Source organism: Stenotrophomonas sp., from assembly GCF_036662295.1.
Classification (GTDB): Bacteria; Pseudomonadota; Gammaproteobacteria; order Xanthomonadales; family Xanthomonadaceae; genus Stenotrophomonas.
Map to the genome: position 1 here is coordinate 17,166 of NZ_JAVWXA010000046.1, position 12,401 is coordinate 29,566.

Here is a 12,401-nt window from a genome sequence, read left to right on the forward strand (position 1 = left end):
CCCCGGCGGCTAGCGCAGCTGGCTGTCCTTGCTGCCGCGCCGGTTGTAGCTGCTGCCGCCCTGCGCGACGGCATCGTCGGCCGCCTGGCAGTGCACGCACAGGCGCACGCCCGGCACGGCCTTGCGCCGCGCCTCGGGAATGGGCGCATCGCAGTGTTCGCAATGGGTCGATCCGGGCCCCTGCCCCAGCTGCGCGCGGGCGCGCTGGATCGCCTCGTCCACGGTCGCGTCGATCTGCTCCTGGACCGCGTCGTCGCCTGCCCACCCCGTGGCCATGATGGTGCTCCCATGCCAATGCCAGGCCGTCAGCATAGACCCGGCCCGGCGCCGCCACCCGGCGCGCACCTGAACGCGGCGGACGCCGCGTGAACGCTTCAGCCCGGACTTACCAGACCAGGTCGTCGGGCACCTGGAACTGCGCGTAATAGGCGTCGTCCTCGGCATTGCCGGTGCTCGGCTCGGTGCCGGGCCGTGCGTTGTCCAGCACGATCGCGCTCGCATCGCGCTCGATCACCTTGTCCGCCGCCGCCCGTGGCAGCAGCTCGAAGCCCTCGCCGTAGCGCGCGATCACCAGCGCACCGCTGGCCAGCTGGCGGCGCAGCGCGGCGTTGACCAGCAGCGTGCGGATCAGCGTGCCGTCGTTGAAGCGATATTCGCTCTCGCCTTCGCGCTTGACCTTGTGGGTCTCGATGATCTGCCGCACCTGGGCCTGCAGCTCCTGCGCCCGTGCCTTCTGCTTGCGCTCGGCCTCCAGCCCGCGGTCGCGTTCAGCTTTCTCGGCGCGCAGCCGCTCGGCCTCGCGCTGGCTCTCGCTGGGCGCCACCGGGGCCTTGCCGTGACGGGCCTTGACCTGCTCACGCGCCGCCTGGGACACCTGCGACTTCTTCACCAGTCCAGCCTTGAGCAGCTGCTCCTGCAGCGGATTCGCCTTCGCCATTGCCTTGCATCATGTTTGTTGCGGGATTGCGGGGCCATCATACTGGTCCGCCCGCCCGGCCCCAACCGTCGCCCATGGCAGCCCTGAAATACCTCGCCGGCTACCCCGAGGCCCTGCAGCAGCAGGTCCGCGAGCTGATCGACGGCGATCGCCTGGGCCCCTGGCTGCAGCGCCGCTACGCCGACCTGCACACCGTGCGCAACGACCGCCAGCTCTACGACTACACCCAGGGCCTGAAGGAGCGCTACCTGCGCCAGTCCGCGCCGCTGTCCAAGGTGCTCTACGACAGCCGCCTCCAGGTCCTCAAGCACGCCCTCGGCACCCACACCACCGTCTCACGCGTCCAGGGCAGCAAGCTCAAGGCCAGTCGCGAAATCCGCATCGCCACCGTCTTCCGCGACGCACCCGCCCCCTTCCTGAAAATGATCGTCGTCCACGAACTGGCGCACCTGAAGGAATCGGACCACAACAAGGCCTTCTACCAGCTCTGCACCCACATGGAAGCGGACTACCACCAGCTCGAATTCGACCTGCGGCTCTACCTCACCCACCTGGACGGCAGCAGCGGCTGAAACAACGGCGGCTGAAACAGCTGTGGCTAGACAGATCGGCTAAACAGAACAGAGCGGCTAAACAGACCGGCTGAAGCATCAGCCGTGTCCGCTGGTTCCAAGGCCACCGGCCCGCTGTCAGGGCGTGGCACGGGTGGGTTGGCGGGACCCGTTTTGCGCCATGGATGGCGCAAAAGGAGCTTACAAGGGTGAAGGCGCATGGCTTGCGAGGCACTGCCTCGCATGCGACTGAACGCACAGCCGCCAGCGGCTGGGCCGGGCCGCGGAGCGGGACTTGCAGCGTGTCCTTCAACCCACCATCTCCCCCCACCCAGTACACTCCCCGCCCGCACCCCGCTTTCCGTAGCCCCCCATGACCGACCCGATCCGACTCGACAAACGCCTCGCCAGCCTCATCGGCTGCTCCCGCGGCGATGCCCAGCGCTACATCGAGGGCGGCTGGGTCACCGTTGACGGCCAGATCGTCGAACAGCCCCAGACCCTGGTCGCCGACCAGACCATCGTGCTGCGCGACAACGCCGAAGCCGTCCGCGCCGAAACGGTCAGCATGCTCCTGCACAAGCCCGCCGGCGTCCCCGCCGACCAGCTCTGCGCCATGGTCACCCCCGACAGCCGCAGCGAACTGGACGCCACCGGCGTCAGCCTGCTGCAGCGCCACTTCCATGCCCTGCAGCTGGCCATGCCGCTGGCCGCCGAAGACAGCGGCATGATCGTCATCAGCCAGGACGGCCGCGTGCTCTCCCACCTCAAGGACCGCGGCGCCACCCTCGAACAGGAGTACCTGGTCGAAGTCAGTGGCGAACTGGCGCCCTACGGCATGAAGCGGCTCGCCCACGGCCTCAGCTTCCGCAACTGGCCGCTGCCGCCGTGCAAGGTCAGCTGGCAGAACGAAACCCGCCTGCGCTTTGCGATCAAGCCGGTCCAGCCCGGCCAGTTGCGCGACATGTGCCGCCAGGTCGGCCTGGACGTGGTCAGCGTCCGCCGCCTGCGCATCGGCCGGGTGGCCATGGGCAAGCTCGCCCCCGGCCAGTGGCGCTACCTCGCCCCCGACGAACGCTTCTGAGCCGGCATCGGCGCATGACGGCGAAGCAACCGCTGTGGCGCCGTCTCCTGCGCTGGCTGGCCATCGTGCTGGCCTGCGTGGCCCTGCTCACCCTCAGTGGCCTGCTGCTGGCCGACCACCTCACGCCCCGGGCACTGGGGCCGCGCAGCACCGTGCTGGCCCCGCAGCCGGACCAGACCCCCATCGACCGTGAGGTGGTGCGCCTGCAGGCCGAGCACCCCGACCAGAGCGGCGTCGCCTTCCTCGCCGAGGGCCTGGATGCCTATGCCGCCCGCGCCGTGGTCACCGCGCATGCCGGGCGCAGCCTGGACCTGCAGTACTACATCTGGCAGGACGACCTGATCGGGCACCTCATGGCCCAGTCGCTGTACCAGGCGGCCGAGCGCGGCGTGCGCGTGCGCATCCTGCTCGATGACATGAATGCCCAGGACAAGGACGCGCTGATGATGGCGCTCGATGAGCACCCCAACATCGAGATCCGCCTCTACAACCCGTTCCGCAACCGCCATGGCCTGTGGCGCCTGGTGGAGATGGTGCAGCGCTTTTTCAGCGTCAACCATCGCATGCACAACAAGGCCTGGATCGCCGATGGCCGCGTGGCGATCGTCGGCGGCCGCAACATCGGCGAGGAATATTTCAGCGCCCGGCCGGACGTCAACTTCCGCGACCTGGACCTGCTGGTGGCCGGCAAGGCCGTCGCGCAGGCCAACGACATCTTCGATGCGTACTGGAACAGCGACGCCGCCGTGCCGATCTCGGCGCTGGCCTTCCACACGCCCGCGCAGTTGCGCCTGCTGGTGCGCGAATCGGCGCACGAGGCCACGCGGGACGCCGCCCAGCCCTACCTGCGCCGGGTCGCCCAGTCGCCGTCGGCGCGCTCGTATTACCGCGACGCGGTGGCCCTGCACTGGTCGCCCAACGTGGAGATCGCCTCGGACCCGCCGATGAAGCACCGGCGCGACGACCCGGCGAGCTGGCTGGTCACCCGGCTGGTGCGCGAGCTGCAGGCCACCCGGCACAAGGCCCTGCTGATCTCGCCGTACTTCGTGCCGGGCCAGGAAGGCACCGCCGGCATGGCCGCGATGGTCCAGCGCGGCGCCAGCGTGGGCGTGGTGACCAATTCGCTGGCTGCCAACGACGTGGCGGCCGTGCATGGCGGCTACATGCACTACCGCGCCCCGCTGCTGCGCAGCGGCGTGCACCTGTACGAGCTGAAGGCCCACGGCCACGGCGAGGGGGGCAGCGGCCTGTTCGGCAGCAGCGGCGCCAGCCTGCACACCAAGGCCTTCGTGCTCGATGACCGGCGCGGCTTTGTCGGCTCGTTCAACCTCGACCCGCGCTCGGCCTACCTCAACACCGAGATGGGCGTGCTGTTCGACGATGCGCACCTGGCCGCACAACTGCGCGCGGAGTACCTGCGCCTGGCCGCCCCGCAGCAGAGCTACTGGGTCACCCTGGATGCGCAGGGACAGGTGCGCTGGCTGGACGGTGCCGCGCAGCCACCGGTCCTGCTCGACCACGAGCCTGACACGTCCTTCTGGTTGCGCGCCAGCGCACGCGCGATCAGCTGGCTGCCGCTGGAGTCGCAGCTGTAGCGCACGCCTGGCCATGCCCGCGTGGCCAGGGCCGATCAGTCATCGCCGGGGTCGTCGGCGTCCAGGGTTTCCACCGCGCGCCCGTGCAGGCGCCGCCAGATCCATTGCAGCGCGTGCACCGGCGTGGCGTGCTGCTGCTCCAGGATCGCCAGTGCCTGGGCCTGGCCGATGCGGCCGTGGCGGCACAGCACGCTGGCCGCGGCGGCGGCGCGGGCAAAGCGCAGGCTGGCCGACAGACCGGGCGCGGCGGCATCGCCGTCGCGCAGCAGCGCCTGGTGTACCAAGGGCGGCAACTCCCACGCCGCCGCGATCCGGCTGGCCACCGGCAGCGTCCAGGCGTCCAGCAATTGGGTGGCCAGCGCCCGTGAGGGCGCCGCCGCGCCCTGGTGGGCGGCCGCATCGAGCAGCTGGCGCATCACCAGCGCCGCGCCCAGGCCCTGGGTCAACCCCAGCCACTGCGCGGCAAACGCATCCTCGTGGGTGACCAGCCGCGCGTGGTCTGCGGCCGCGCGCGAGGCCAGCAGCGCGTGCTCCCAGATCACCGTGCCGAACTGCGGGAAGGCCGCGCAGTGAATCTGCATCACCGGCTGCACCAGCACCGCGCTGATGATCTGGCGGATGCCCTCGGTGCCGACCAGCGTCACCGCGCGTTGCAGGGTGTCCACCGGCTTGGCCTGCAGGCGGTACACCGGGCTGTTGGCGATGCGCAGCAGGTTGCCGGTCAACACCGGGTCCTGGCCGATGATCGCCGCCATGGCGCGCGCGGAGGCGTCGCTGTCGTTCACGGTCTGGATCAGCTGTGGCAGCAGCTGCGGGCGGCGCGGCAGGTGCCGGGCCGACCAGTCGCGCTGCTCCAGCGTGGTCACCACCGCCGCGTGCAGGGCCGCCTCGTTCGCGCCCCCGCCGTGGTCGGCATCACCGCTGCGCGAAACCAGCGCCAGTGCGTGCAGGCCGGCCGGCAGCAGGTCGTCGGCCGGCACCCCCGGGGTGGCGGGCGCCTCGCGATCCGGCCGGGCCGGCACCCGCCCGCGCGGCGACGCCACGGGCGCGCGCGCGCCGGCACGCCAGCGTGCGCTGCCCAGGCCGAATGCAACGGCCAGCAGGACCCCCACCCCCACCATCAGCATCCAGGCCATCAAGGCTGTCGCCCCCGCCTGTCCCGCACCCCTGTTCTCGCCACTGCACCCACGTCGTCCGTCCTGGCATTGCTGGTACTGCGCACCGTTGCCACGGCATCGGCGCCATCTTCAGCAACTTTAATGATCCGATGCGTGATCGCTCCGCTCGATGGCAGGCAGGGGCCGGTCTGCGGCGCTGACACCACCCTCCGGCGGAATGCACTAGAATGGCGCCGCGCGACCCGTCACCCGATCCGACGAAGTCGCTTTTTTTGTTTTGCAACCCACATTTTGCTGGTTCGTTCGCCGCTGTTCGCCACCGTTCGCACCATCGGAGCCACCATGTTATTTGAAACCCTCGAAACTTCCGGTCACGAACAAGTGGTGTTCTGCCACAACCGCGATGCCGGTCTGAGGGCGATCATCGCCATCCACAACACCACCCTGGGCCCGGCCCTGGGCGGCGTGCGCATGCGCCCCTACGCCAGCACCGACGATGCGCTGGCCGACGCATTGCGGCTGAGCCGGACCATGACCTACAAGAACGCGCTGGCCGGGCTGAACGTGGGCGGGGGCAAGGCGGTGATCATCGGCGACCCGCGCCAGGACAAGAGCGAGGTGCTGTTCCGCGCGTTCGGGCGGTATGTGGATTCGCTGGGCGGCCGCTACATCACCGCCGAGGACGTGGGCACCGACGTCAACGACATGGAAAACATCTACCTGGAAAGCGAGTACGTCACCGGCGTGCACCAGGTCCATGGCGGCTCGGGCGATCCGGCCCCGTTCACCGCTTACGGGGCGCTGCAGGCGCTGATGGCATCGATGCAGCACAAGCTGGGCCACGAGGAAGTGGGCAAGGCGAGCATCGCCGTGCAAGGCCTGGGCCACATCGGGATGGAGCTGGTGAAGCTGCTGCGCGACCGGGGCGCGAAGCTGCTGGTGACCGATCTGGACAGTGCGCTGGTGGAGCGGGCGGTGACCGAGTACGGCGCCGAGGCCGTGAAGCCCGATGACATCTACGATGTGAACGCAGATGTGTTCGCGCCGTGCGCGCTGGAAGGGGCCATCAACCCGCAGACGCTGCCGCGGCTGAAGTGCAGGATCGTGTGCGGGACGGCCAACAACCAGCTGTCGAGCCTGGAGGTGGGCGATGAGCTGCATGCGCGCGGGATCCTGTATGCGCCCGATTACGCGGTGAACGCAGGCGGGGTGATGAATGTGTCGCTGGAGATCGACGGCTACAACCGCGAGCGGGCGATGCGTCTGATCCGCAGCATCTACCACAACCTGGGGCGGATCTTTGCGCTGTCCGAGCGCGAAGGGATCGCGCCGCAGCGCGCGGCCGACCAGATTGCCGAGACGCGGATCCAGTCGATCGGCAAGCTGAAGATGCCGCTGGGGCGCGCCACGCCGCGCCTGGGAACCTTGCGCGGCAGCTGACCGCCGGTCGGCGGTGACCGCTGCAAAGCAGAAGGGCGCGATGCAATCGCGCCCTTTCTTTTTGTTCTTCGCCCTGGACCGTTGCCCGGTCCGCACCGAACCAGCCGGTAGTGCCGGCAGCGGGCCGGCGTCACGACAGCGCACGGCAACCCCTGTGGCGCCGGGAGTTGCGGCTGAAGCGCGGGGCCCCGGCGGGCCCCGCGTGTTGTGCGGCTTAGAAGGCCGTGGAATAGCGCAGTGCGACCTGGCTGAGGTCGCCGCGCGGGCCGAAGCGCTGGTCGTAACCGAAGGCCACGCGGCTGTGGCGGCTCAACCACGACTCCACCGACAGGCCGAACAGGCCACCCGAGCGCGCCGGCTGCAGGCCCGCCATGGGTGCCCATGCATCGACGCCGACGAAGCTGGCGTCCTGGGTCAGCCCCTGGCTGGAGAGCAGCTGCTGCCATTCGGCGTAACCGCGCAGCGCCCAGCGGCCCCACTGGCGTTCGGCCCGCACGCCGGCCAGGGCCTGGCTGCGCGTGCTGACATTGCCCTGGGTGCGCAGGCCGAAGCCCAGCCCGCCCTGCTCGGTGAAGCGATCGCTGTCCACGCGCGAATAGTCCGCGCCCAGGTACGGCGTCAGCGAGGCGCGGCCATCGCCGAAGCGGTAGCCGGTCTCGACGCTGGCCGCCGTGAAGCTGCCGCCATAACGGGCGTTGACCCCGTACTGGCCGGCGCCCAACAACAGCTGGCGATCGATCTCGCGGGTGAACTGGCCGGCGCCCACCTGGCCCAGCGCGTAGGCGTTGCCGGTGTTCCAGCCGGCATACAACTGCGCCTGCGACTGGCGGTCGCGACCGCGGTCGCTGCCCCAGTCACGGCTGTTGTGGGTGCGGGTTTCACCGAAGGCGAAACCGAGCACGCCGTTGCTGCCCAGCGCCGCATCCTGGCCCATCATCCAGCCGCGCGTGTCGGTGCCACTGGCCGAGAAGCTGCCCTGCCCCACCTCGCCCAGCGTGCTCTGCCAGGCACCGCGCAGGCGCGGCGTGGCGCCCACCTGCCCGAACCGGGCCGACAAGGCGCGGCGGTTGAGGTCGATGCTGTCGAAGGTGGACGCGGTGGCCAATGCATGGGCCTTGCCGGACAGGCTGTCCAGGCTGTCCTGCAGGGCCTGGGTGCCCTGCACGCGCTGCAGTTCACCGGCACCGTCGGCAAAGGCGTTGCCCGCCGCGCCGCCCCGATCCAGCACTTCGAAAGCGGTTTCCACGCGGCCGGCCGAGGCCAGCGTCGCGCCCGCCAGGCCGGCATTGCGGCTGGCCGTGGTGATGTTGATCTGGTCGGTGGTGAGCGTCACGGCGTTGGCGCTCTGCTGCAGGGACATCTGCAACAGCGTGGCCTGGGTGAGGCTGTGGGTGACCGCATCGAACTGGCCACTGATCTGCCCGGCCTGCAGCACCGTCTGGGTCCGCCCGGCCGCCGGCACGTAGCCGCTGACGATGGTGCTGACGTGCACGTTGCCCGCCAGCGCGGCGGTGCCGGTGACGTTCAACGCGTTGCCACCCAGCGCGATCATCAGCTGCGCGCCGGCCCGCTGGGTGTAGTTGCCATCGATGGTGCCGGTGCCGTTGGCATCGCGCAGGATCACGCTGCCGCCGTTGTCGACGTTGCCCTTGATCCGCCCGTCGCCGGACAGGAACTGCAACGCCGAGGCGTTCGCCCCACCCGCGTTGGCCACCACGGTCACGTTGGAGGTGAGGGAGGCGCCATTGCGCAGTGCGATCGTGCCCTGCTCGATACGGGTATCACCGGTGTAGGTGTTGGTGCCGGTCAGGCCCAGCGCGCCCACGCCCTGCTTGATCAGCCCGCCGCTGCCGCTGATGTTGTTGCCCCACACCGAGTTGAGCGCGGTCTGGTTGACGTTGACGGTGGTGTTGCCCCAGTCGAAGCGCGCCGGGCCGTTGATCGCCTTGGCGATGTTGAGCAGGCCATAGCCGAAGGTGCTGTCGACCCCGGCGCTGCCCAGGTCGGTGGCGGTGCCGAGCAGCGTCTGGCGGACCAGGTCGTTGCTGAAATACGGGTACTTCTGCCAGACCAGCGCGGCCGCCCCGGACACCAGCGGCGCGGCAAACGAGGTGCCGTAGTTCCACAGGTACTTGGGCGTGGTGGTGCTGCCGGCGGTGTAGGCCGGATCGACATAGACCGCCGCGCCCGGTGCCGCCAGGCAGTAGCGCGCGGCCACGCCGCAGGCATTGGCGTAGGAGGCCAGCTTGCTCGGGTCGGTGGAGTCCACCGCGGTCACGCTCAGCCAGCCACGCTCCAGGTCGGCCGCCGGCAGCGTGCCGTTCGGGCCCGGCTGGCTGGGCAGTGCCGCCATGCTGGACGGGTTGGCCTTGCTTTCGTTGCCGGTGGCAAACACCACCAGCCCGCCGTTGGCGATGATGAAGGGGCGGTATTCCTGGGCGATCGGCGCGGTGGCGTTGGCGTTGGTCCAGTACAGACCGCCCCAGGAGTTGTTCATGATCTTGACGCCCTGCCCGATCAGGTCCTGGTGGACCGGGGCCAGGCCGAGGGCGCCGCTGACTTCGTTGCCGTTGCCCGAGCCGTCGTCGCTCGGGCGGGTGTCGGCGATGATCCGGGCCGACACGATCTGCGCGCCCGGGGCGATGCCGCCCTGCCAGCTGCCCACGGCCTTGCCGGCGGCCAGTTCGGCCACGGCGGTGCCATGGCCGACCACGTCGTCCACGTTGAGGTTGTTGGTGCGCGAATCGACGTAGCTGTAGTTGGCCAGGACGCGGCCATCCAGGGCGGCGTGGTTGCGCATCACGCCCGAATCGACCACGCCGATGCGCACGCCGGTGCCATCCAGCCCGGCGGTGCGCGCGGCACCGGCCTGGGTGATGGTCAGGTGGGCATCAAACGCCGGTTCGGCCGGTTTGGCGGGAGGCGTGGTCGGCGGGGGCGTGGTCGGCGGCGGCGTCACCGGCGGCGGATCGACGCGCACGTTGTTGCCACCGCCACCACCGCCACACGCACCCAGCGCCGCGGCCATGGCCGTGACCAGCAGAGACCGCCCCAAGACTGCCTTGTTCATCCTTGTATCCCCATTGACGTATTGTTTTCACCCGTCCGGTCGGTCCTCCTGGACCTCGGCCGGCGGCAAGTGCCAAGCCTCTATACTTGGCCGGTAGTTCGCAGTCTGCCGGGAAAACACGCGCACGCCAATGGCACGCGATCCCACTCTTGAAAACCTGCCCACGCACCAACGAGATTGCCATGTCCAACATTGTCATCGCCGCTGCCAAACGCACCGCCATCGGTTCCTTCCTGGGCCAGTTCAACGGCGTCCCCACCCCTGCCCTGGGCGCCGCGGCGATCGCTGCCGCACTGCAGCAGTCCGGGGTCCCGGCAGCGGATGTCTCCGAGGTGATCATGGGCTGCGTGCTGCCGGCCAACCTCGGCCAGGCGCCGGCCCGCCAGGCCGCGATCGCCGCCGGCATTCCGCTGGCCACCGGCGCGACCACGCTGAACAAGGTGTGCGGTTCGGGCATGAAGGCCATCATGCTGGGCCATGACCTGATCAAGGCCGGTTCGGCCAGCATCGTGGTGGCCGGCGGCATGGAGTCGATGTCCAACGCCCCGCACATGCTGCCCAATTCGCGCACCGGCAATCGGTTCGGCAATTTCCAGGCGGTGGACCACATGGCCCACGACGGCCTCGTCAACGCCTACGACGGCAAGGCGATGGGTGAGTTCGCCGAATGCGCGGTGGACAAGTACCAGGTCAGCCGCGAAGAGCAGGATGCCTTCGCCATCGAGTCGGTGCGCCGTGCGCAGGCCGCGCAGGCCAGCGGCGCCTTCGACGATGAAATCGTGGAAGTGACGGTGGCCACGCGCAAGGGCGAGGTCGCGTTCGCGCAGGACGAGCAGCCGGGCCGGTCGGACATCGCCAAGATCCCGACCCTGCGCCCGGCCTTCAAGAAGGACGGCACGGTCACCGCCGCCAGCTCCTCCAGCATCTCCGACGGCGCCGCTGCCGTGGTGCTGCTGACCGAGGAAGACGCGGCCGCCCGCGGGCTGCAGCCGCTGGCGCGGATCGTGGCCCACGCCACCCATTCGCAGGAGCCGGAGTGGTTCACCACCGCCCCGATCGGCGCGCTGCACACGCTGCTGGCCAAGACCGGCTGGAGCCTTGACCAGGTGGACCTGTTCGAGATCAACGAAGCCTTCGCGGTGGTGGCCATGGCGCCGATCCGCGAACTGGGCATTCCGCACGAGAAGGTCAACGTGAATGGCGGTGCCTGCGCACTGGGCCATCCGATCGGTGCTTCGGGTGCCCGTCTGGTGGTGACGCTGGTCAATGCATTGCGCACGCGCGGGGGAAAGCGCGGCATCGCTACGCTCTGCATCGGCGGCGGCGAAGCGACGGCCATCGCCATCGAATTGATTTGATTGGATTTAACGCGCATTTCGCAAAAATGAATGCGCGATCGCTTGACAGCCAAACGTGGCTTGTCATCATGTTGCCGGGCGCGCAATAGCGCGTTGCCTAATCTAACGACGAGGATTCACACAAATGAGCATCAACAAGCTGCTGATCGCGATGGCCCTGGGCCTGGCTCTGACCGCCTGCTCGAAGCAGGAACAGGCTGCTGACGCTGCTGCTTCGGCCAACGAAGCTGCCGCTGACGCCCAGGTCGCTGCCGACCAGGCCGCTGCTGCTGGCGCCCAGACCGCCGACGCTGCCCAGGCTGCCGCCGACACCGCCACCACCGCTGCTGACGCTTCGGCTGACGCCGCTGCCCAGGCTTCGGGCGCTGCCACCGACGCTGCTGCCGGCGCTGCTGCCGACGCTGCCAAGGCCGGTGAAGCCACCGCCGAGCAGGCCAAGGACGCTGCTGAAGAAGCCAAGAAGTAATCACTTCTTTCTTCAAGCAAGTCTGAAGAAGCCGCTGGTTCGCCAGCGGCTTTTTCTTTGGGCGCACGCCGGGCCGACGAGGATCCCAGGCGCCGCTGTACGGATGCCATTGGCCGCCACCCGGCCTTCACGACGGCATGAATAGGCTGGCCTCCCCTACGATCCCTGTACTGGAGAGCGCCATGACCATCCCTCCGCTGACCACTTCCCTGCTGGCCGCCTCCCTGCTGCTCGGCCTGGCCGCGTGCAAGGGCCCGGAGGCCGAACAGGCACGCCAGGACGCCGCGCAGGCCGCCGACAGCGCCAATGCCGCCGCACGCGAAGCGGTGGACAAGGCCGCCGCCTCTACCCGCAGCGCCGCCGATGAAGCCGCCGCCGCCTCCGAACGCGCCGCCGCCGATACGCAGCAGGCCCTGGACCGCGCCGCCGCGGCGACCTCCGAGGCCGCCGGCGAGGCCAAGACCGCCGCCCGCGATGCCACTGCCCACGCCAGCGACGCCACCGCCGATGCCGCCCAGAAGGTGGCCGACAAGGCACGCGACGTGGCCGACGACGCCAAACAGAACGCCGACGCCGCCAAGCACTGACAAGCAGTTGCTGTAATGCCTCGGACGCCCCTTCGCAGGAAGGGGCGTTTTTTTTGTTCTTCGCCCATCTGCGGGGTAAGGCTCTGCTGAACCTCGCGCGTGCATGCCTTGTCGCTTGGGGCGGGTACGGGCGGGGGTGCGGGACACGCTGCAAGTCCCGCTCCGCGGCCCGGCCCAGCCGCTGGCGGCTGGGCG

At 69.5% G+C, this 12,401-nt stretch carries 11 protein-coding genes; 7 read left to right on the forward strand and 4 right to left on the reverse strand.

What is annotated here, in order from left to right:
* Positions 1-9 precede the first annotated feature (9 nt).
* On the reverse strand, positions 10-276 hold the full coding sequence (locus RSA25_RS10865) for a DksA/TraR family C4-type zinc finger protein (RefSeq protein WP_332808897.1): 267 nt from the start codon (positions 274-276) through the stop codon (positions 10-12).
* A 109-nt stretch (positions 277-385) separates the two neighbouring features.
* Positions 386-937: a DUF2058 domain-containing protein gene (locus RSA25_RS10870; RefSeq protein WP_332808898.1), complete on the reverse strand. Its 552-nt coding sequence runs from the start codon at positions 935-937 to the stop codon at positions 386-388.
* 74 nt (positions 938-1,011) lie between these two features.
* Here RSA25_RS10870 and RSA25_RS10875 point away from each other — a divergent pair, with 74 nt between their 5' ends.
* The 3 genes from RSA25_RS10875 to RSA25_RS10885 all read left to right on the forward strand — a co-directional run bounded on the left by RSA25_RS10875 (position 1,012) and on the right by RSA25_RS10885 (position 4,167).
* The gene (locus RSA25_RS10875; RefSeq protein ID WP_332808899.1) at positions 1,012-1,509 is read left to right on the forward strand and encodes a M48 family metallopeptidase; all 498 of its coding nucleotides are present in this window, start codon (positions 1,012-1,014) and stop codon (positions 1,507-1,509) included.
* 352 nt (positions 1,510-1,861) lie between these two features.
* Positions 1,862-2,572 carry an rRNA pseudouridine synthase gene (locus RSA25_RS10880; RefSeq protein ID WP_332808900.1) on the forward strand — a complete coding sequence of 237 codons (711 nt, stop codon included), beginning with the start codon at positions 1,862-1,864 and terminating at the stop codon, positions 2,570-2,572.
* Positions 2,573-2,586: 14 nt separating this feature from the next.
* Positions 2,587-4,167 carry a phospholipase D family protein gene (locus RSA25_RS10885; RefSeq protein WP_332808901.1) on the forward strand — a complete coding sequence of 527 codons (1,581 nt, stop codon included), beginning with the start codon at positions 2,587-2,589 and terminating at the stop codon, positions 4,165-4,167.
* 35 nt (positions 4,168-4,202) lie between these two features.
* Here the strand turns inward: RSA25_RS10885 and RSA25_RS10890 are convergent, their stop codons facing one another.
* The gene (locus tag RSA25_RS10890) at positions 4,203-5,303 is read right to left on the reverse strand and encodes an HDOD domain-containing protein (protein ID WP_332808902.1); all 1,101 of its coding nucleotides are present in this window, start codon (positions 5,301-5,303) and stop codon (positions 4,203-4,205) included.
* A gap of 324 nt (positions 5,304-5,627) precedes the next feature.
* Here RSA25_RS10890 and RSA25_RS10895 point away from each other — a divergent pair, with 324 nt between their 5' ends.
* A complete protein-coding gene (locus tag RSA25_RS10895) occupies positions 5,628-6,725 on the forward strand; it encodes a Glu/Leu/Phe/Val dehydrogenase dimerization domain-containing protein (RefSeq protein ID WP_332808903.1) in 1,098 nt (365 codons plus the stop codon).
* 214 nt (positions 6,726-6,939) lie between these two features.
* On the opposite strand, the gene RSA25_RS10900 is transcribed toward RSA25_RS10895, so the two are convergent.
* On the reverse strand, positions 6,940-9,795 hold the full coding sequence (locus RSA25_RS10900; protein ID WP_332808904.1) for a S8 family serine peptidase: 2,856 nt from the start codon (positions 9,793-9,795) through the stop codon (positions 6,940-6,942).
* Between the two features lie 182 nt (positions 9,796-9,977).
* On the opposite strand from RSA25_RS10900, the gene RSA25_RS10905 reads away from it, so the two are divergent.
* The 3 genes from RSA25_RS10905 to RSA25_RS10915 all read left to right on the forward strand — a co-directional run bounded on the left by RSA25_RS10905 (position 9,978) and on the right by RSA25_RS10915 (position 12,206).
* The gene (locus RSA25_RS10905) at positions 9,978-11,153 is read left to right on the forward strand and encodes an acetyl-CoA C-acyltransferase (protein ID WP_332808905.1); all 1,176 of its coding nucleotides are present in this window, start codon (positions 9,978-9,980) and stop codon (positions 11,151-11,153) included.
* A gap of 124 nt (positions 11,154-11,277) precedes the next feature.
* A complete protein-coding gene (locus RSA25_RS10910) occupies positions 11,278-11,619 on the forward strand; it encodes a hypothetical protein (protein ID WP_332808906.1) in 342 nt (113 codons plus the stop codon).
* A 182-nt stretch (positions 11,620-11,801) separates the two neighbouring features.
* On the forward strand, positions 11,802-12,206 hold the full coding sequence (locus tag RSA25_RS10915; RefSeq protein ID WP_332808907.1) for a hypothetical protein: 405 nt from the start codon (positions 11,802-11,804) through the stop codon (positions 12,204-12,206).
* The last annotated feature ends 195 nt before the right edge of the window (positions 12,207-12,401 follow it).

What these genes read in the sequence shown, in the direction of transcription:
- RSA25_RS10865 (WP_332808897.1), bottom strand. Translation starts at nt 276, where the DNA reads ATGGCCACGGGGTGGGCAGGCGACGACGCGGTCCAGGAGCAGATCGAC.
- RSA25_RS10870 (WP_332808898.1), bottom strand. Translation starts at nt 937, where the DNA reads ATGGCGAAGGCGAATCCGCTGCAGGAGCAGCTGCTCAAGGCTGGACTG.
- RSA25_RS10875 (WP_332808899.1), top strand. Translation starts at nt 1,012, where the DNA reads ATGGCAGCCCTGAAATACCTCGCCGGCTACCCCGAGGCCCTGCAGCAG.
- RSA25_RS10880 (WP_332808900.1), top strand. Translation starts at nt 1,862, where the DNA reads ATGACCGACCCGATCCGACTCGACAAACGCCTCGCCAGCCTCATCGGC.
- RSA25_RS10885 (WP_332808901.1), top strand. Translation starts at nt 2,587, where the DNA reads ATGACGGCGAAGCAACCGCTGTGGCGCCGTCTCCTGCGCTGGCTGGCC.
- RSA25_RS10890 (WP_332808902.1), bottom strand. Translation starts at nt 5,303, where the DNA reads ATGGCCTGGATGCTGATGGTGGGGGTGGGGGTCCTGCTGGCCGTTGCA.
- RSA25_RS10895 (WP_332808903.1), top strand. Translation starts at nt 5,628, where the DNA reads ATGTTATTTGAAACCCTCGAAACTTCCGGTCACGAACAAGTGGTGTTC.
- RSA25_RS10900 (WP_332808904.1), bottom strand. Translation starts at nt 9,795, where the DNA reads ATGAACAAGGCAGTCTTGGGGCGGTCTCTGCTGGTCACGGCCATGGCC.
- RSA25_RS10905 (WP_332808905.1), top strand. Translation starts at nt 9,978, where the DNA reads ATGTCCAACATTGTCATCGCCGCTGCCAAACGCACCGCCATCGGTTCC.
- RSA25_RS10910 (WP_332808906.1), top strand. Translation starts at nt 11,278, where the DNA reads ATGAGCATCAACAAGCTGCTGATCGCGATGGCCCTGGGCCTGGCTCTG.
- RSA25_RS10915 (WP_332808907.1), top strand. Translation starts at nt 11,802, where the DNA reads ATGACCATCCCTCCGCTGACCACTTCCCTGCTGGCCGCCTCCCTGCTG.